This window comes from Kiloniella majae (genome assembly GCF_002118315.1).
GTDB classification, from domain to species: domain Bacteria; phylum Pseudomonadota; class Alphaproteobacteria; order Kiloniellales; family Kiloniellaceae; genus Kiloniella; species Kiloniella majae.
The window spans coordinates 239,362-259,014 of the sequence record NZ_MTSZ01000002.1 but is presented as its reverse complement, the minus strand read 5'-3'; the positions used below and the strand labels follow the sequence as shown (position 1 = coordinate 259,014).

General features: G+C 44.0%; 20 protein-coding genes. 15 read left to right on the top strand and 5 right to left on the bottom strand.

Annotation, left to right across the window (positions count from 1 at the left end):
- Positions 1 to 39 precede the first annotated feature (39 nt).
- Entirely contained in the window at positions 40 to 864 is an 825-nt protein-coding gene (locus tag BKB51_RS07230; RefSeq protein ID WP_085900449.1) for a substrate-binding periplasmic protein, read from the top strand.
- 12 nt (positions 865 to 876) lie between these two features.
- On the opposite strand, the gene BKB51_RS07225 is transcribed toward BKB51_RS07230, so the two are convergent.
- Positions 877 to 1,308, bottom strand: a complete 432-nt coding sequence (locus tag BKB51_RS07225) for a GNAT family N-acetyltransferase (RefSeq protein WP_085900448.1) — start codon at positions 1,306 to 1,308, stop codon at positions 877 to 879.
- Between the two features lie 167 nt (positions 1,309 to 1,475).
- On the opposite strand from BKB51_RS07225, the gene BKB51_RS07220 reads away from it, so the two are divergent.
- The 4 genes from BKB51_RS07220 to trhO all read left to right on the top strand — a co-directional run bounded on the left by BKB51_RS07220 (position 1,476) and on the right by trhO (position 4,098).
- On the top strand, positions 1,476 to 1,829 hold the full coding sequence (locus tag BKB51_RS07220; protein ID WP_085900447.1) for a hypothetical protein: 354 nt from the start codon (positions 1,476 to 1,478) through the stop codon (positions 1,827 to 1,829).
- 100 nt (positions 1,830 to 1,929) lie between these two features.
- A complete protein-coding gene (locus tag BKB51_RS07215; protein WP_085900446.1) occupies positions 1,930 to 2,313 on the top strand; it encodes a hypothetical protein in 384 nt (127 codons plus the stop codon).
- A 221-nt stretch (positions 2,314 to 2,534) separates the two neighbouring features.
- Entirely contained in the window at positions 2,535 to 2,945 is a 411-nt protein-coding gene (locus BKB51_RS07210) for a GNAT family N-acetyltransferase (RefSeq protein WP_085900857.1), read from the top strand.
- A gap of 160 nt (positions 2,946 to 3,105) precedes the next feature.
- Entirely contained in the window at positions 3,106 to 4,098 is a 993-nt protein-coding gene (gene trhO, locus BKB51_RS07205) for an oxygen-dependent tRNA uridine(34) hydroxylase TrhO (RefSeq protein ID WP_085900445.1), read from the top strand.
- 89 nt (positions 4,099 to 4,187) lie between these two features.
- Here trhO and BKB51_RS07200 read toward each other — a convergent pair whose 3' ends face one another.
- The 4 genes from BKB51_RS07200 to BKB51_RS07185 form a co-directional block, all read right to left on the bottom strand.
- Positions 4,188 to 5,252, bottom strand: coding sequence for a flavin monoamine oxidase family protein (locus BKB51_RS07200; RefSeq protein ID WP_085900444.1), 1,065 nt, complete (start codon positions 5,250 to 5,252; stop codon positions 4,188 to 4,190).
- Positions 5,253 to 5,391: 139 nt separating this feature from the next.
- Positions 5,392 to 6,159 (bottom strand): SDR family NAD(P)-dependent oxidoreductase, encoded by a 768-nt coding sequence (locus BKB51_RS07195; protein WP_085900443.1) that lies wholly within the window; start codon positions 6,157 to 6,159, stop codon positions 5,392 to 5,394.
- 159 nt (positions 6,160 to 6,318) lie between these two features.
- Positions 6,319 to 7,212, bottom strand: a complete 894-nt coding sequence (locus BKB51_RS07190; protein WP_085900442.1) for an alpha/beta fold hydrolase — start codon at positions 7,210 to 7,212, stop codon at positions 6,319 to 6,321.
- Positions 7,213 to 7,295: 83 nt separating this feature from the next.
- Positions 7,296 to 8,300, bottom strand: a complete 1,005-nt coding sequence (locus tag BKB51_RS07185; protein ID WP_085900441.1) for an alpha/beta hydrolase family protein — start codon at positions 8,298 to 8,300, stop codon at positions 7,296 to 7,298.
- Positions 8,301 to 8,492: 192 nt separating this feature from the next.
- Between BKB51_RS07185 and BKB51_RS21075 the strand changes: the two genes are divergently transcribed.
- The 10 genes from BKB51_RS21075 (at position 8,493) to BKB51_RS07140 (ending at position 19,651) form a co-directional block, all read left to right on the top strand.
- On the top strand, positions 8,493 to 9,527 hold the full coding sequence (locus BKB51_RS21075) for a helix-turn-helix domain-containing protein (RefSeq protein WP_085900440.1): 1,035 nt from the start codon (positions 8,493 to 8,495) through the stop codon (positions 9,525 to 9,527).
- A 613-nt stretch (positions 9,528 to 10,140) separates the two neighbouring features.
- The gene (locus BKB51_RS20735; protein ID WP_158090174.1) at positions 10,141 to 10,305 is read left to right on the top strand and encodes a hypothetical protein; all 165 of its coding nucleotides are present in this window, start codon (positions 10,141 to 10,143) and stop codon (positions 10,303 to 10,305) included.
- Between the two features lie 467 nt (positions 10,306 to 10,772).
- Complete coding sequence (locus BKB51_RS07175) at positions 10,773 to 11,183, top strand: MerR family transcriptional regulator (protein ID WP_085900439.1); 411 nt, start codon at positions 10,773 to 10,775, stop codon at positions 11,181 to 11,183.
- A 133-nt stretch (positions 11,184 to 11,316) separates the two neighbouring features.
- Positions 11,317 to 12,120, top strand: a complete 804-nt coding sequence (locus tag BKB51_RS07170) for an ABC transporter ATP-binding protein (RefSeq protein ID WP_085900438.1) — start codon at positions 11,317 to 11,319, stop codon at positions 12,118 to 12,120.
- Positions 12,117 to 14,150, top strand: coding sequence for a long-chain fatty acid--CoA ligase (locus BKB51_RS07165; protein ID WP_085900437.1), 2,034 nt, complete (start codon positions 12,117 to 12,119; stop codon positions 14,148 to 14,150). Before BKB51_RS07170 ends, BKB51_RS07165 begins: the two co-directional genes overlap by 4 nt.
- Position 14,151: 1 nt before the next feature.
- Positions 14,152 to 15,045: a branched-chain amino acid ABC transporter permease gene (locus BKB51_RS07160; RefSeq protein ID WP_085900436.1), complete on the top strand. Its 894-nt coding sequence runs from the start codon at positions 14,152 to 14,154 to the stop codon at positions 15,043 to 15,045.
- Positions 15,046 to 15,064: 19 nt separating this feature from the next.
- Positions 15,065 to 16,129 carry a branched-chain amino acid ABC transporter permease gene (locus tag BKB51_RS07155; protein ID WP_085900435.1) on the top strand — a complete coding sequence of 355 codons (1,065 nt, stop codon included), beginning with the start codon at positions 15,065 to 15,067 and terminating at the stop codon, positions 16,127 to 16,129.
- A gap of 70 nt (positions 16,130 to 16,199) precedes the next feature.
- Complete coding sequence (locus BKB51_RS07150; protein ID WP_085900434.1) at positions 16,200 to 17,426, top strand: ABC transporter substrate-binding protein; 1,227 nt, start codon at positions 16,200 to 16,202, stop codon at positions 17,424 to 17,426.
- Positions 17,427 to 17,518: 92 nt separating this feature from the next.
- Entirely contained in the window at positions 17,519 to 18,346 is an 828-nt protein-coding gene (locus BKB51_RS07145; RefSeq protein ID WP_085900433.1) for an ABC transporter ATP-binding protein, read from the top strand.
- 57 nt (positions 18,347 to 18,403) lie between these two features.
- The gene (locus BKB51_RS07140; RefSeq protein WP_085900432.1) at positions 18,404 to 19,651 is read left to right on the top strand and encodes a phenylacetate--CoA ligase family protein; all 1,248 of its coding nucleotides are present in this window, start codon (positions 18,404 to 18,406) and stop codon (positions 19,649 to 19,651) included.
- The last annotated feature ends 2 nt before the right edge of the window (positions 19,652 to 19,653 follow it).

Sequence of the window (19,653 nt, the reverse complement as noted above, 5' to 3'; positions counted from 1 at the left end):
TCGTTCTTAAACTCTGAATGATGTACCGGAGGTTTCAAGATGCGTTTCTGTGCCATTGTTTATCTTGTGGTCGTATTTAATCTGATGGTTTCCCCGTCATATGCAAAAAGCTTTTGCCGAGACGATGTAAAGATTTTGGTCGTCGAGGAATTTTTTCCATTTATATACAAAGAGAGTGATGGCCAATTATCCGGACTAGACGTTCAGTTTATGCGTAAGGTTTTCGACGGCATTGGCTGTGGATATGAATTTATTTACTTGCCTTGGAAGCGCGCGTTAATTGAGCTAGAGGAAGGGCGTCTTGATATGATTCCAATTGCGTCTGTCTTAAAAGAGCGGAAAAGATTTGCGCGATTTTCAATTCCTTATCGCAATGAAACCGTTGGACTGGTGGTTCGAAAGGGTGAGCTCGATAGATTTCGTTTTAAAAGCCTTACAGATTTGATCCGCGATATGGAAGCCCCCGATTATTCCGGACAGAAAATACGTATTGGTAATATTAGAGGTACTTACAGGGGAGAGGCTTTTGAGGAACTCGTCAGGGATGAAGGTACTAAAAATTACTTTTTAAATGTGAACCACACGAAACAGGGGATCAGAATGTTACTCGGTAACAGGATTGATATCTATGTGGAAATGCCCGCGACGGTTTTCAGGGAAGCCAGACAGCTAGGGGTTCGTGATCTTCTCGAAGAACATCCTATAATTATTCATAGAGAGCCTGTTCATTTTATGTTTAGCAAAAAAACAATTGAGCCTGCTTTTATTGACCAAGTTAATGAACAGATTAAAATTTTATTGGAAGATGAGACTTCTCACCAGTTATTTGGCAGCATGGCACTGAATTATGAGCCGATTTTATGAAGTCGAATGAAGTTAGGCATTTGCAGAGTTTGATGAGGTGTAGGAATAGAGGTTTACGTCGTCTCTTAATGCCCAGCCTTTTGATTGCCAGAACGAATTGGCAATCCCATTGTCCTTGAACACAAAAATATGGGTTTTATCAATTCCTAGTTGACGAAGGCTTGAAAGGCATACGGCAAAAAGCTTTTCGCCAAGTCCTTTCTTTCTATAATCCGGCTTCACAATGAGATGTTGCAGATATCCTCTGCGGCCATCGTGTCCACACATAACGCAGGCAATAATCTCTTTTTCATCTTCTATGATAAAATTAAGCCCGGGGTTACGCTCAATATATCGTACTGTTGCTTCATAAGAGTCTGCATCGCGTAAGGCAACGCCTGGGGTTGTTTTGAAAAGCCTTATGAGGTCAGTGTGATCCGTAGGTAACATTGGGCGTAAATTCATAGCAATTCTTTTTATTTCAAAAAGTTATAGAAAATCTTTAAGAGTTTTCATTTTATTAATCTTATTAGAATAGACACTTTTTAGGTTTTTTCTATATTTAGTTTGTCGAGTATTGGTTGCGTAGGTGGGGGAGTAAATTGAGGGGAGTTGTAAAAATAGGAGCAACGTTGTTTGTCTTTTTGTTTCTTTGGGGGTGCGAGGAAAATGGTGATGCTTTTGATATGAAGATGACGCGCTTGAGCAAAACAAGTGTGGGGGTGAAAAATCTTGATACCCGAAAGCTTGAAGGCTGTGTTGTTCTTTTGAATGGTGCGGGTGGTTTTTGGCATGAGCCAGAGCGATCCGAATTTAACAAAGGAGAAAGCCGTATCTTTTCTCTTGCCCGGTTCTACAGTGTCAGTAAACGTCAGTTTGACTACAGTGTTGATTCTATTTCTCGTATTTCAGTGAACTGTAAGAAACCGCAAGGCACTGCATTGGTTTTTGAAACAAACCAAGGTTCGTTAGGTTTTCTGGAATGATTCTCGGGAACATATAAGCTGCCTTTGAAGTTAATCGAAGATTAGCTTTGTTGTCTTATACTGTAAGCGTTTTGTATGCTTGTGGTATTGAAGAATGAAGATGTCTTCGTTTCAATTATTATGTGGTTTTACCTTGGCTTTGTTTTCGCTTGTAGGGTGCGATGATGGGTCAGATGATTTTGATATGGAACTGGTATCACTTAGTCGTACGAACGTTGTTATTAAAAGCACGAATAATGCATTACTCTCTGATTGTGTTGTTCTTATTAACGGGGCCGGCGGTTTTTGGTATGAACCTGAACGCGTAGCTTTTAAAAAGGGGCAGAGTCGTTCCTTTGTCTTATCCCGTTTTTTCACCTCGACAAAACGCCAGTTTAACTATCAAGTTGATAGTATCACGAAGATAGCTGTGAATTGTACGCAGCCTTCTGGAACTGCGGTTGTTTTCGAAACAAATGAGAGTTTCGGTGGCTTCCTTAAATAGGCGTTGTTTCTGAAATCAAAATTTTCACTAAATTGTGAGAAATGCACGTTGCTGATTACTTGATCTTTTAAATATTAATTGTTTGAATTTGCGTTCGAATTCAAGGAGTAGTTCAGACTGTAATGTATCGAAAATTCGAAGATCAGCCAGAAAATCGGCCCCAGAATCAAATTAGCTTTGGGCAACTACGTGATGTGTCTGAAGGCGAAATTATATCTCACATGTCTGATCCGCGTGTAGCTGAGCATATGCCCTTACTGACGTTCAAATGGGATCAAGATGCTCTTGTTAAGTTCATTGAGGCCAAAGAAGAGTGTTGGCATCGGGATGGACTTGGTCATTGGGCAATACTGTATGAAGGAACCTACGTCGGATGGGGTGGATTCCAAAAAGAAGGCAATGAGTGGGATTTCGGATTGGTTTTAAAGCCTGAATGTTTTGGGCTTGGGCAAAGAATAACCAGAAAAGCGCTTGCGTTTGCAAAAGCTGACAGCCGCATCCCCTTTGTAACGTTTCTACTGCCATTATCGCGAACAAAAACGGCTGGCCTTAAGAGGCTTGGCGCCGAATTCATTGAAGAGATTGAATTTGAGGGCGCTGTTTTCAAGAAATATAAACTCAATACAGTCTGACCAACATGTACCCTGATATGTCTTGCTAAAGAGGAAATTCGCGGAGAGATGCAACTCTGCTATGATGTCTCATGTTCTTGATGTTTTTTTATACCTTTGATATATAGCCGCCACATATTGTAGCTCTGGTTTTACGTTCCAGCCCGCACAAGGAAAGAGAATGTCAAAGATTGTTGTTTCGGCACTGTATCACTTTGCCGTTTTAGAAGACTTTGAGAGTCTTCGCGAACCACTTCATAACTTTATGGTGCAACACGATGTCAAAGGGACATTGTTGCTTGCACGCGAAGGTATTAACGGCACTGTCGCGTCATCCCAAGAAGGAATTGATGCCCTTCATGCTTATATTCGCGCTGATGAGCGTTTAAAGAATGTGGTGACCAAAGAGTCTTATCACGATGAGATGCCGTTTCACCGTACCAAGGTAAAGCTCAAGAAAGAGATTGTTACCATGGGTGTAGAGGGGATTGATCCCAATCAGATCGTGGGAACCTATGTCAAACCACAGGATTGGAATGCGTTGATTTCAGATTCTGATGTGGTTTTGGTCGATACTCGCAATGATTATGAGGTTGGTATCGGGACTTTCAAAAACGCCATCGATCCCAATACGGCAACTTTTAGAGAGTTTCCGGCCTACGTTGAAGAAAATCTCGCCGATGCAAAAGACAAAAAAGTTGCTATGTTCTGTACGGGTGGTATTCGGTGTGAAAAATCAACGGCCTACCTGAAAGAACAAGGGTTTAAGGATGTTTACCATCTTGAAGGCGGCATTCTGAAATATCTGGAAGAAGTGCCGGAAGAAGAGTCTTTGTGGGAAGGTGAGTGCTTTGTCTTCGATAGCCGTGTTGCGGTGAAACACAACTTGGAAAAGGGTGTATACGATCAGTGTTTTGCCTGTCGTATGCCGATTACGGAAGAAGATAAACAAAGTGAGCACTATCGCAAAGGTGTTTCCTGTCATCATTGTTATGAGAATTTGACTGACGAACAGTTAAAGCGTTTCGAAGAGCGCGAGAAGCAGATCGAACTTTCGGAACAACGTGGTATTGATCATATCGGTGGTGAGGTTGCTTCCATTATTGAAAAGCGTCGTGAAGAGAAACAACAGGTCAGAGAGCAACAGAAGAAGATTACTCTAGGTCAAGAGTGACTCTGTTATCGGCTACCGATTATTGGATTTGAATATTTAGGCGAGGTGAATTTTCATCTCGCCTAAATTCTTACTGGCTCTATTCATTTTTACGAAATTTCCTCCATGGTTTCCGCGGCGGCAATTAAAGCACCTTCAAGGTATCCGCCCTCGGATGATGCCAACTCACTTCCTATGAATCTCATCTGTCCCTGCCAAATATTCTTCATGCTTTCTGGATGCCGGTAACGGGGATGAGTCTGAAGCGGTTCCAAGTCTTTTTCTGTCGCGGTTAAGGGATCTTGCGACCAGTCTTTGATAATAATTTCAAGAGGCGTTGGTGCTTCGGGACCAAACAGACGCTGGATTTGTTCCTCTATCAGGCGTTTTAGCTGTGCTTTGCCCACGTTTTTTCTTTGTAATCCTGATCCGCCAAGAAAACCAAAAAGCGCGTAGTTCTGGTCTGGGGAAGAAGCGTCGTGGATTTCCATCATGGGACCGATGCGGCTAAAAGCCTGTCCAGAGAGATTATAATCCTTCCAAAATGGGCGCTGGAAACGAATGAGGACTTTGGCATGACCTGCCATCCATGTTGGAATGGCGCGCATGTCGTTGCGGATACCATCATTCAGGTTTGGTACAAACTGGATTGTGCTTTCAATTAGACGGGGCGGCAGTGCAAAAATAACATTTTCACAGATAAAGTTTCTGACTATGTCGTTATCTTGTGTTGTTATTTTGATAGCATCGGCCTGATTTTCAACAGAGGTTACCTTGTGATTTAAGAGAATATTAGAGGAAGGAAGCAGAGCTTCTAGTTTATCGATCAAGCTGGATATGCCCCCCTGAATTCGATATGACGTCATGTGATACTGATTTCCGGGCAAGCGTTGTGATAGCGTGTTTGGATCTTCGTAGAGTATATCGCCTATAGCATCAGTATTTTGTTGCTCGAATATCTGTAGATCCAATTCTTGAACAAGCTTTATCATGTGCTGTTGCCCGGGCCAGAACCATGTTGGCCCAAGATCGTGAGCGCTTGCTGTTTTGATACGCCCTCCCAAACGATTACGTGCTTCAAGAAGCAAAAAATCTTTCCCCTCCTGTGCCAAGCGATAGGCAAGGTATAACCCGCTTAAACCTCCACCAATAATTATAAGGGGAATTTTATTCATGAGCAGCTTTCGGCTTTGACTTTTTTTAGGATAAAAAATGTATGTCGATATTCAAAATATAGATCAGATGTGTGGAACAGGCTTTAGGTATCATCTGAAGGATTAATTAAAACCTGTTCCAGTACAACTGCTTCGTAGATTAATTGCGGCCTGCCATCACGCCACCGTCAGTATCCCAGATGGCACCAGTAACCCAGGATGCAGCATCCGAGAGTAAAAAACTGATTACTTCAGCAATATCGTTTGGTCTGCCTACACGGCCAATAGGATGAAAATCGTTAAAACCGCCGGTGAGTGTATTTTCAATTTGATCTGGTTCGATGAAAGAGCCAAAGATCGGGGTCACAACAACAGCTGGCGAAACAGCATTTACCCGGATATTGAACTCGGCAAGCTCCATGGCCAGATGCTGTGTTAAAGAATGTAGTCCTGCCTTTGCCATAGAATAAGCTGACGAAGGTGTGGCTTTGATAGCCTGTTTTGCCCACATTGATCCGATGTTTACAATAGAACCGCCTTTATGTTTTTTCATGTTGTTTGCAACGGCTTGTGTTATGAAAAACAGACTTTTGTTTAAGTCGTGATAGCTATCGAAATCATCATGATTATGATCCAGAAAAGCGACAGGTTTGAACGTTCCTGCAGCATTGACTAGCTTGGAAATATGGCGCTTCTCTGTTTCGATTGCTGAAATGAACTGTTTTACTTGGTCGTTATTTTGAAGATCAATGGCATGTATTTCGATTTGGCCAGATCCTCTTTTATGTAATTCGGATTTCACGGCTTCAAGTTTTGTATGGTCTCGACCAACAAGAACCAGGTTTTGCCCTCTGTTTCGCAGAGACTGTGCCGTCTCTTTTCCCATGCCGCTTGAACCGCCAATAATTATAGCAACAGTATCAGTCATCAATTTATCCAATCTATCAGTAGGTAGGTATCTTGTTTCTATAAGATGGAGAGATTGAATACTTTGTCAATCAATTATTTTACCTATTAATAGGTAGTTGATAGAATTATCAATAAAACCTCACTCATAATGATTTAAATTTAAAGGCTTGAGGAATGTTTAGCTGAAAAAAGGAATGAGGTGTTCTGTAACTGATTTTGGGTTTTCTTCTTGGGCAAAATGCCCGCAATCGATAGCGTGACCCTGGACATTCTCAGCCCAGCTTTGCCACAAACCAAGAGGGTTACCCGTTTTAGCAGGAAAGCCCTTGTGTGCCCAAAGGAAGAAGAGAGGGGCCTTTATCTTGTTGCCTTTTTCCCTATCCGCGTCGTCGTGTTGTCGGTCGAGAGTAGCGCCTGCGCGGTAATCCTCACAGAGAGCATGTACGTGCTCAGGATCTTTGAATTGTTCCCTGTAGCTCTCCAGAGCTTCCGGGGTGAACACATCGAGCGACTTTTCCCGGGTCCAGCTTTTGAGGGTCCACTCGAGATAGCTGATAGGATCTGCTTTTATCATGTTTTCTGGCAGCGGTGTCGGTTGCGCCAGGAAAGTCCAATGGTAAGCCTTAATCGCTATTTCAGCACTGAAACGATCCCACATCTCGGCTGTCGGGACCACTTCGATAATTGCCATCTTTTCAATCTTCTCAGGATGATCCAAGGCCATGCGATATGAAACCCTTGCTCCTCTGTCGTGCCCAATGACTGAAAAGCGTTTGTGGCCAAAATGGTTCATGAGTTCGATCATATCATGGGCCATAGTGCGTTTTGAATAGGGAGCGTGCTCGCTATCAGTAACGGGAGTACTGCTCTCTCCATAGCCTCGCATATCGGGTATGATGCACTGGAATTTTTGTGCAAAGACCGGGGCGACTTTCCCCCAAGTTGCATGGGTTTGCGGATAACCGTGGAGTAAGAGCAAAGGCTTACCTGTACCCGCGGTGTGAACGCTTAACGTTACTCCATTTACTTGTACAAAGGACTGAGTGAATCCGGATAAGGTTTTGGACTGCATTTGCTCTTACTCTTATTTTTAATTCGTCTTGAACGGATGGTCGTCTAGATAAGAGGCATTTCTTGTAAAATGCAATGACACCTTTATCTTGCGGGCAGGTTTTTGTTGAAAAATTTGATCACTTTTTCATTAAACTTTTCTTGAAACTCTTCTCTATTAAAGGTGGGAGCATCGACACATACCATATTCCAAACTCTTGGGTTATGTTTTTCCAGTAAAGGATTACAGGGGGAGAGAAATGCAAAATGCCCGGCATCTTCAACCAGATGATACTCTGCCGCTTTGGGAAGGGATTTAAATATCTGATCCGCATTGGTTTTTGTTGGAACATTTAAATCATTTGTCCCGGACCATAGTTGTATGGGAAGCGTGACCTTTTTCAATGCGGATTGGTCAAAGGCAAAGCCAAACCCCGGAGCGATTACAACGGCTGCTGATATTCTGGGATCATGGCTCCAGCCAGTCTCGGGCCGTTGTGAAAGGTCAGAAATCGCAGCTTCGTTGTGATTACCAAGTTTACAGGCAATCTCTGACGGACTTTTTTCACAATGAGTGAGAAGCTTATCAATGTTTGGTACGCCGCCACTTGAAACCAGTGCTGTGTAGCCCCCGGCAGAAAAACCGAAAATGCCAATTCTTACTGGATCGATATTGGTCTTGCCGATCCAGTTGTTAAGGAGGTGATCAATTGTAAGTTTTATATGGCGTGGGCGATCCAGCATCCAGCGTTGCGGAGGATAGCTCTCGTCCTCATAGTTATTTCCGGTATGAGTTGGTGCTGCGGCAACATAACCTGCTTCAGCAAGAGCCTTTGCCGTGTTGGCGTGACCACCCATCCAGCCGCCATAACCGTGAGAGAGCAGGATAAGAGGGTGGGAGCCGGGTTTTATAGGGCTATCTAGTGCGAGGGCCTGGCGAAAGGGGGTGTTGGCTTCATTGGGAGGAGCGCTGTCACTTGGGTACCAAACACCAACCTCTATGGTTTTATCATCTGGGTCAGTGACAAATATTCGTTGAAAACCTGCTGCGTGTGTGTGCTGTGTGATCAATATCAATAGAATGCTTGTCAGGACTATAAGAGCTTTCAATGTTTTATACCTTTTATCAACTTGGTTAAGGGGAATGAAGAGTTGCTCTTTTTTGACTGACTGTGCTGAATATTAAGACCTGAAACGTGATTTAGGTCGTTCTTAATCGCGATTTAGTTATAATCGGTATGACTTTCCTTTCATTCATGTTTATGTTTTTCCTGTCCGGTAAATCCTTTTCATCAGGCCTTTATGCTTTTCATTCCTCTCTCTTTTGTTGTGGCTTTGTTATTACTCGTTTTCCTTGCTCAAGGAATTCTGAGCGGTGGCGCTTTACAGAAAAGTCGTCTTTTTCAAATTCTGATAATTCTCTACGCGGTTCTTTCCGTGTTGATAGGGATACGGTGGGGATACGGCGTACTTGCCTTTCTCCCGCTACAGTCAATTTTAGCTGCCAGTTGGGCATCTTTGGCTTGGTTGAGCTTTCGGAGCTTTGTTCGTGAAGGGGGGAGCATTTCATTCTCAAAAGATTGGTATCACCTTTCTCCAACAGTTCTCGTTGTTGCCTTGGTTGAAGTATGGCCTGACCCGATTGATATCACTTTAATTGCAATCTATTTATTTTACGGTCTTGCCCTTTTGCGGTTGGCGTTATCCGGGCCTGATCGCCTGAATGCGGTTCGATTGTCTGAAGCACCGCGTACTCATCTGGCTCTGTGGGTGACTGCTATTATCCTGATTGCCTTTGCCGGTGTTGATATTTTTATCTCTTATGACTTTCGCTTTATGGATGGCGAGCTCTCGGGAATGGTTGTTTCGTTGGCGAATGTACCTGCCTTGTTAATTCTGGGCATTGCTGCTTCTGTAATCGGGCAGACTGTTACGGAACAGGGCAGTGAGCTTGAAGATATTAATTCTGAGCACAATATGGAACCTGAAGATCGTGAAGTTTTGGCTAGAATAGAAAAGTTGATTGAAGAAAAATCTATCTATCAGGACTGTGATTTAAGCTTGAACCGACTTGCCCGGAAAAGCGGCATTACTTCTCGGCGAATATCCGGAGCGATTAACCGATTAAAGGGACAAAATGTGTCTCAATTTGTTAATGAGTATAGAGTTGCGGAGGTCTGTCGCCGTCTCGTAGAAACAGATGAGACCATAACAAGTATTATGTTCGAAGCCGGGTTCCAGACAAAGTCGAATTTTAATCGTGAGTTTAAAAGGGTTACAGGGCAAAGCCCTAAAGACTGGAGACAAGAATATCCAGACGTTCGATACAGGCCTTAAGCTTTATGGTTGGTTAAGGGATCAGAGGTGTATAGGGCGAATTCCTGTCGTGTGTAATTACGGCAACAGTAGGTGTTGCTTTTATGTCACGCGTGTCAGGGAATTGTTTTTGCGTACAATTTTGGTACTTGGCAAAAAAAACCAAAGCGGGTATTTGTCTTTTGTGAACTACTTTAAGCTTTAACAAGGAACGTTTTATGACCCGTAATTTCGTCTCTGCATATGTCCGCACGAGCGTGTTCGGGAATCGTTCTCTCCGAGCTTATGTTACTCGTGTTTTCGGATCAGCATTTCGTGGATGTAACTAAATAAAACTCCACTAAGTGCCTCACCTTTTCGGCACTGACTGTCTGAAAATAGTATTTCACCTATTCACTCATAATTTTATATTTATTGATGTCTGGACTTTCGGGCTTGGGATTTGTGTTTTCACAGCCATGATCTTTGTGCTGTTTGCCTGACTGCTTTTCATAGCTTTTCCAATTTTTGGTGAAGATATGAATAGTGATGATTTCAGGGTGCCCTTTTGCTAGTAGAGTCACGTTCAAATTTTGAGTGTTACGCGAGTAACTATTAACAACAGACAGTCGTGCTTACAATTATGGAGTAAGTCATGGCTAGATTTATCAAGCTGTTCAATCTTATTTTTTCTCGCTTCAAGGCGGAAATTACTGCTGTAGATATTAAGGATATTCCTGAGTCAATTCGTGAAGACATCGGATTACCAGCAGACCCCGATCCACCAAAATGGCCATTTCGGCAAGAGCATTTTTGGTAGAAGCTTTGAGTTGAAAAAATAGAACCCTAGACGATTGGGAGTGGATAGAAAGTAGATTGCATCTGTAATCTGCCTTCTGTCCATTTTGCTTGAATGGGATATTTCAATACGGAATTTCAGGTAATAAAATTACAAATATGATTAAATTTGCGAAGCTGATTGGGGTGGTTTTTCGTTGAATTTAATAGGTTTATGCCGAATTTTGATACGTAATCGATAATTTGATCTGCTATTTTGCAGATCTTGGATGCGAAATTATGTGTTTATCTGCAAATAAGCAGATGTCATTATCCTGTTACAGTAACACGAAATTGTAGCTTGTCGATTTAAGTATTGTTTATTGTCATGTAGTTAGATTGAGTTTCTAAGAAATGAAACAGTTAGTTTTTTCATTTCTCTCTTCGAAGCTTTGCTTGATAGATAAATAATTTAATTGACCTTTACGTAAGATGTTACAAAGATAAAGTATGAATGGACAGGGCTTGTATAGCATCACAGAACTTACACATGAGTTTGGGATTACAACCCGAACCTTGAGGTTTTATGAGGGCGAAAAGCTACTCAACCCGCATCGGGAAGGCCGTAAGAGACTGTACTCATCACGAGATCGCGCGAGATTGGTTTTGATCTTGCGTGGGAAACGTTTGGGTTTTTCTTTGGCAGAGATCCGAGAAATCATCGAAATGTATGATTTGGAACCGGGGGAGAGTGGTCAAATTCAACGTTTGCTCGAATGTATTGCTAGACATCGTTCCAAGCTTGTAGAGAAAAGAGAGGATATTGATGAAATCCTTTCAGAAATGGCACGGGTAACAGCTGTGGCATCGCAACGTTTGGACGAAATAAAAAATAAAACTGTTCAATCGGATGAGACATGATCTTTGAGATCAATTAGCGGTGTGTAACAAATCGATATTCTATAGTTTTGATGATAAGATTTGTCCAACACCAACAGGATAGTGGCAAGGTTTGTCGCGGACAGGGAGAAGTTGTTTGGTTCAATCGGGCGACATGTTGCTCGAGGCGAAAGGTATCAACCTTCGCTTTGGCGGAATTAGAGCCTTAACGGATGTGAGTTTTTCCGTCCGTAAAGGTGAAGTTTTCTCTATTATTGGGCCTAACGGGGCCGGTAAAACCTCTATGCTCAATTGCATTTCCGGTCGGTACAAGCCGCAGGAAGGTGAAATTGTCTATAATGGTAAAAACTTGATCGGACGATCAATCAATGATCGTGCGGCCATGGGAATTGGTAGAACCTTTCAGAATTTGGCACTTTTTAGCCATATGTCCGTTTTGGACAATATTATGGTTGGACGTCATCACCTGCTTAAAAACAACTTCTTTACCGGAATGCTCTATTGGGTTGGTGGCGCACGAAAAGAAGAACTGAAACATCGACGCGACGTCGAAGACATTATTGATTTCCTTGAAATTCAGCATGTTCGGAATGAGCCTGCGGGTACATTGTCTTATGGCTTGCGTAAACGTGTCGAGTTAGCACGTGCAATTGCTATTAATCCGGATCTCATTTTGCTTGATGAGCCAATGGCTGGCATGAACCTGGAAGAGAAAGAGGATATGGCACGCTATATTCTTGATCTTAATGAAGAATTGGGTGTGACTGTTGTCATGATTGAGCATGACATGGGTGTTGTTATGGATATTTCAAACCGTGTCATGGTTTTGGATTTTGGTAAAAAAATCGCAGAGGGTCTGCCCGATGAGGTCATGGAGAACGAACACGTTAAGCATGCTTACCTTGGGGAAGAGGATGACTTACTTCACGATGAAGAAGCAGAGGCGATTGCGCTATGAGTGATGTTGATAAGAAACCAAATCTAAGCGTTGTTGAAAATGCTCATATCATTGCCGGAGATAACATCGCCTGGGATACGAAGGCGAATGATCAGGTTGATGTTGAGCTATATGATACATTACCCAAAATTCTGGCGTATAATGCGGCGCATTTTCCGGACACTGTTGCGCAACGCGAAAAAGAATTCGGGATCTGGAATCGCTTTACCTGGAAAGACTTTAACGATCATGTCGGCCGGATGGCGCTTGGCATGGCTTCGTTGGGGGTTGGTCAAGGAGACACCGTTGTCTTGATTGGCGACAATCGGGTCGAGTGGGTCTGGGGTGAAGTGGCTGCTCATGCCTGTCGTGCGATGAGCATGGGCATTTACCGAGATGCGCTGGAAGATGAAATTGCCTATTTGACCGACTATACGGAACCAAAGGTTGTTATCGCTGAAGATGAGGAACAGGTTGATAAATTCCTCAATCTCGAAGATCGAATTCCTTCTATCAAACACATTATTTATACTGATCCCAGGGGAATGCGTAAGTATGACGATCCCCGGTTAATGTCTCTGGAAGACCTCGAGAAAGTTGGTCAGGCTGCTCTGGATAAAGATGCGAATGCCTATGATCTTTTGATTAGTGCAACAGACACTGATGATGTTGCTGTGCTTTGTACAACATCGGGAACGACATCAAACCCAAAACTTTCCATGTGGCCACATCGGGCATTTCTGGGGCATGCAGCGTCTTACCTTCGTGCGGACCCAAAGACCCCGGATGATGAATACCTTGCTGTTTTACCGCTGAGCTGGGTGATGGAGCAGATGTATTCAGTGGCGTGGAATTTAATCGCACGCATGAAGGTCAATTTTCCGGAAGAACAGTCGACTGTTATGGCTGATCTGCGGGAAATCGGTCCAAGTTTTGTGCTTTTGGCTCCTAGGGTGTGGGAGACAATTGCCGCTGATGTCAGAGCCCGAATGATGGACTCAAGCCCCTGGAAGCAAAAAATGTACGACTGGGGAGCTAAAAAAGCACTGGAAGCACTGGACAATGGCCAAGATTCCTCTGCAGCGGAATGGTTGTTGATGCGCGCACTACGCGATCGACTGGGCTTTAAAAACCTGAAATCGGCTGCCACTGGCGGTGCCGCTATGGGGCCGGATACTTTTAAGTTTTTCCTCTCCATGGGGATTCCGTTGCGCCAACTCTACGGTCAAACCGAAGCATTGGGGGCGCATACAATCCACAAAGCCGATGACGTTAATCATGAAACGGTTGGTTCCCCTATGCCAGGGGTAGAGCTACGGATAGATAACCCTGACAAAGAAGGGTTAGGGGAAATCTGCGTTAATCACGGCAACATGATGCGCGGGTATTACAAAAATGAAGAGGCCAGCAAAGAAACTTTTGGGGATGATGGTTGGTTCCTGACCGGGGATGCTGGTTATTTTAATGATGACGGGCATTTGGTTGTTATTGATCGTATCAAAGACTTGGCAAGTACGACTTCTGGTGTGAAGTTTTCTCCGCAATATATTGAAAATAAACTAAAGTTTTCAACCTATGTTGCTGAAGCCGTTATCTTGGGGGCAGATAAACCTTATCTGACAGCAATGATATGTATTCGCTATCCAATCGTCTCCAAGTGGGCGGAAAAGCGTCGACTTCGTTTTACAACCTATACTGATTTATCGGCGCAGTCTGCTGTTTATGAGCAGATCCGCAGTGAGGTTGAAACTGTTAATGCGACCTTGCCACCAGCGCAACAAATTAAAAAATTCTTGTTGTTGTACAAAGAACTGGATGCTGACGATGGTGAGCTGACACGGACAAGAAAAGTACGTCGTGGTGTCATCGCTGATAAATACGGGGATATTATCGACCGACTTTATTCAGATGATGATCATGTTGATATTGATACTGTTATTCATTTTCAGGATGGGTCAAAACAACGAATTGTTACCACGCTTAACATCGAAAACCTAGGGTCTGATGGTGCAAGCCCACGCCCGGAAAAACAGCTGGCTGGGGGACGTTAAGATGAACTGGGATCTTCTGTTCCAACTTATGATCAATGGTATCATTGTTGGTTTGCTCTATGGTGTTGTCGCCATGTGCTTTGTGTTGATTTATAAATCAACGCAGGTGGTTAACTTTGCACAGGGTGAGTTTCTTGTCCTCGGAGCTTGGGTGTGCTGGTTTTTTGTCATGAAATGGCAATTACCCTTTGTTCTGGCCTTTATATTTGCCATGGCCTTTATGACCATTTTTGGCATTTTGGTTCAGATGGTTATCTTAAGACCATTGATCGGTGAACCTATTATTTCTGTTATTATGGTGACCATTGGGCTTTCGATCTTTATGCAAGCTCTGATGAACTGGGTTTTTGGAAACTCGGCAGAGAGATTTCCATCGGTTTTCGGCGATGAGACTATATCTATCGGAGGGCTTCAGGTCGAAACCGCTTACCTGATGTCGCTGGTACTTTCTCTGGTCGTGATGGGGCTTTTCTATTACTTCTTCAAGTTCTCGCGCTATGGTCTTGCGATGCGTGCGACAGCCTTTAACCAGCAGGTCGCGCAGTCACTTGGAATTTCGGTGAAGCAGGTCTTTGCAATGGCTTGGGCTATTTCCGCGCTGGTGTCTTGTATCGCGGGCGTTGTGCTGGGGCTTGTGAACGCTGTTTCTAACTCGTTAGCGATTATCGGAATTAAAGTTTTCCCTGCTGTTATTGTTGGCGGACTTGATTCAATCGTTGGCGCGGTGATCGGCGGTGTCATTATCGGACTACTGGAAAATCTGGCGGAATTCTTTGATGGCCAGTTCTTCCACATCGGCAACATGTATACCGTTGCTCCGTTTTATGTGCTGATCATTATTCTGATGATAAGGCCCTATGGTCTTTTTGGCACCAAAGATATTGAACGCATCTAAGAAAGGGAGCGGTTAAGTTATGTCTCATGTTCCTCATCCGCGCCCTTGTGGCGACTTTAGAACCAGTTACAACGCAGATACGTCGTTGTTTCGCACAAAAGTTGAAGGCTGGACTGTATACCTAGGTATTTTTGCATTGTTGTTTGCGCCGCTGGTTTTCAACGATTTTTATATTAGTCAGATGATCCTCATCGGAATTTACGCGATTGCTGCTCTTGGTTTGAATGTTCTGGTCGGCTTTACCGGGCAAATTTCACTTGGGCATTCTGCCTTTTTTGGTTTTGGTGCCTTTGCATCCGCTTGGTTAAACAATACGACCGGCATACCTGTCTTTATCTGCATACCACTTGCCGGTTTGATGACCACAGCGATTGGTATGATCTTTGGTATTCCGGCAGCGCGTCTCAAGGGACTTTATCTTGCGATTGCAACACTGGCATCCCAGTTTATTTTGCAGGATTTCTTTTCCCGTGCTGACTGGTTTTCTGGTGGTGCCTATGGCTCTGCTGCAGAAGTCGTGAACTTTTTGGGGATAGATCTGGACACGGATCAAAAGTATTTCTACCTAGTTCTGTTTTGGGTTGTGGTTTCTTTTCTGGCGGTAAGCAATCTGCGTCGTTCCAGAGATGGACGGGCACTGGTTGCTGTTCGTGATCACTATCTTTCAGCTGAAATTATGGGGATCAACCTGACCCGCTACCGTATTATGTCTTTTGGTGTTTCCAGTTTCTTTGCTGGTCTTGGTGGTGCTCTTTATGCACACTATCTGCAATATGTTTCGGTCGAAGGCTTTACTATCCTGTTGTCCATCCAATTTTTGGCGATGATCATTATTGGTGGTTTGGGGTCTGTTTCCGGCTCTTTGCTGGGGGCGATTTTCATTCTGCTGCTACCGCAATTCATGGAAGAGATCGCGAGTAGTGCAGCCGTGGTTTTTGAAGGTATTGAGCAAAGCAAAGCCTATATCAAAGAAATGTCCGTTGGTGCCGTGATTATTCTGTTCCTTATTTTTGAACCAGAAGGTCTTATTCATCGCTGGCGTCTTATCCGGGCAAGTTGGAAACTCTATCCATTCTCTCATTAAGAGAGAGCAGTCCATTCCGTGGCGGCCGGGATGGAGGTATAATAATGATGCCGCCAAAAGGGAGGAAGATATGAAGCAGCGTATTCTCGCCGCAACACTTGCCCTGGCGGCAGCTAGTAGCCCAGCCTTGGCAGAAGATTCTGTATTTGTTGGCCATCTTGTTGATTACACAGGTCCGACATCGTTTGTTAGTAAATTCTACGGTCCAGGTGTTCGTGATGCCGTTGATTACATCAATTCGACTGGGGGAATTGATGGTACTAAAATCGAAATGGAGACAATTGATTACGCTTACAAAGTGCCGCAAGCGATTGCGAACTATAAAAAGTGGAAATCAAAAGGAATGATTGCGCTGCAAGGTTGGGGAACTGGTGATACGGAAGCCTTGATTTCGTTCGTAGCAAAAGATCAGGTTCCTGTTTGGTCTGCATCCTATTCAGGACACCTGACCGATCCAACAGGTAAGAACCCTAAAACCAAGAAGCCTGCTCCATACAATTTCTTTTATGGCCCATCCTATACAGATGCTTGCCGTGCTTTAGTTCAGTGGGCAGCGGGTGATGCCAAGGAAAAGGGGCTTTCCAACCCTAAGTTTGTGCACACTGGGGATAATCATCCTTTCCCGAACGCCCCTAAGGAAGGGTGTGCTGAGTATGCGACTGAACTTGGTCTAGAGGTTCTGCCTCCGGTTGTTGTGCCGCTTGGCCCCGGTGATTTCAAAGCGCAGTGCCTGACCATTAAAGAGTCCGGTGCAAACTATGCGTATGTTGGAAACTTGGGTGGTTCTGTGATCTCTCTTTTGAAATCCTGTAACACGGTTGGCGCTGATGTTACCTATATGGGCAATGTCTGGGCTGGTGATTATCTAACTATTCAAGCCGCAGAAGCAAAAGACTATGTCTTCCCGACAGCAACGCCTTTCTGGGATGCGGCTGCGGATGGTATGGCACTGGTTTATAAAATTGCAGACGATAGTGGCTTCTCAAAAGACGCAAAGCCAACACATCATTATATTCGTGGAGTTTGCTCAGCATACTACATGAAAGAGGCGATGGAGTGGGCAAAAGCCAATGGTGGCATTACTGGGGAAAACATCAAAAAAGGGATGTATGTGAACCAGAACTGGACGCCTAAGGGCCTTGAAGGTGTGTGTCTGCCGTCAAGCTGGTCACCAGAGGATCATCGCGGAAGTACTGTTGTTTCTATTAACAAAGGATCTTTCGAAGATGGCGCCGTGAATATTGAGCGTATTGCTGAAATGACGCTTCCACGTCGTGACGATTGGGTTGGTTACTAATCGTAAGTTTGTCAGGCCTGTCTCAGGGCAGGCCTGGTTTTTCAGTACAAACATAAATATTAAAATTTGGCCTTAATCTAAGGATCTCCAATATGAGTTCTGTATCTCAACTTCAAAACCCAACGCAGGATGGAACTATTCTGGCCGTCAATAACATTGAAGTGGTCTTTAATGACGTTATTCTCGTCCTCAGAGGTTTGAACCTGACGGCTGAACGTGGAAAAATTACTGCCTTGTTGGGGGCAAATGGTGCAGGAAAGTCAACAACGCTTAAGGCTATTGCTGGTTTGTTGGGATCCGAGGACGGAGAGGTCAGCCGTGGTGATATCGTCTATAATGGGATGAATATTACGCAGATGTCGCCTGAACAACGTGTTCGTAACGGCACCTTTCTGGTTATGGAAGGTCGCGGCATTGTTCAGGATATGACGGTAATTGAAAATCTTCGACTTGGTGCTTTTACTCAGCCACAGAAAAATGTCGCTGAAGATATGGAAAAGGTCTTCAATTATTTCCCACGGTTGAGAGAAAGAACAGGGTTGGCCGGATATCTTTCTGGTGGTGAGCAGCAAATGTTGGCGATTGGTCGTGCGCTTATGGCCCGTCCGAATCTTATCATGATGGATGAGCCGTCAATGGGACTTTCGCCACTTCTGGTAAAAGAAGTTTTTGGGATTATCAAGCGTATGAACGAAGAGCTTGGCATTAGTGTTCTTCTTGTTGAGCAGAATGCTAATATGGCCCTTCGTGCCGCAGATTACGGTTATATAATGGAAAATGGTAAAATTGTTCTCGATGGAACCGCAGAAGAACTGATGAATAACGAAGACGTCAAAGAGTTTTATCTCGGCGGCGGGGGGAATGAGCGCAAGTCGTTTAAAAATATTAAGTCGTTTAAAAGACGCAAGCGCTGGCTCTAGAATTATTACTTTTTTTCGCTAATTTGATTAACCGAATTTTGAATTGGATTGCTTTTTATGACTGATTATTTTGATCATAAGGAAACTCGTAGTCAGTACGAACGAGAGAATGATCAGTTGCAAAAACTTCAAAGTTGCCTTTCTGATGCCAAGGAAAAAGCACCTTTTTATAGCGAAACTCTTGCTAATATCGATCCCACAAAAATTACCTCTATAACAGATCTTGCTGCGCTACCTGTGGTGCGGAAATCTAATTTGATAGAGATGCAAAGTTCAAGTTCTCCCTTTGGTGGATTGGGACAGGTATCAACAGGCGAAATGGCGCGTTTGTTCCTTTCGCCGGGGCCAATTGTCGAGCCACAGGGAATTGACGGTGATATCTGGCGTGTTGCACGTGCTTTACATGCGGTTGGTTTGCGAAAAGGCGGTGTTGCGCATAATTGTTTTGCGTATCATTTTACGCCAGCAGGAATCATGTTTGATTTTGCGGCACGTACATTAGAGTGCGCAGTTTTCCCAGGCGGTGTCGGACAGACCGAAAGTCAGGTTCAGGCAATAAATCGTTTCCAAGCCGATACCTATATGGGGACGCCTGATTTTTTGAAAATCATACTTGAAAAAGCTGATGCATTGGAAACGCCGATAACCTCTATTAAGCGTGCTCTGGTAACTGGTGGACCCTTATTTCCGGATCTAAGGCGGTATTATCAAGATCGGGATATTCATGTCAGGCAATGTTATGCAACGGCAGATGTTGGGCTAATAGCTTATGAAAGTGAAAGCCTTGAGGGGATGATTCTGGACGAAGATGTTATTGTTGAGATCGTACGCCCCGGGACTGGCGATCTTGTAGCCGAGGGTGAGGTCGGAGAAATTGTGGTGACTTCTTTTAATCCCAACTATCCGTTGATACGTTTTGCAACGGGTGATCTGTCTGCATTTATGCCCGGGCAGAGTTCTTGTGGTCGAACAAACCGCCGAATTAAAGGATGGATGGGCCGTGCAGATCAAACAACAAAAGTACGTGGCATGTTTATACACCCCGAACAGATCGCTCGCATTGTCGAGAAGCATGAGGAAGTTGTCAAAGCTCGTCTCGAAGTAAGTGAGAATGCCGGACGCGATAACATGTCGTTACAGTGCGAAATTATCGCTGACTGTAGTCGGGATGAATTGGAAGAGCGGCTGGAAGAGACGATACGATCAGAATGCCGTTTACGCGGGGAAGTTGCCTTTGTTGAAATTGGAACACTACCTAACGATGGCAAGGTTATTCATGATACTCGCCCGGTAGTTGGTTCATAGAT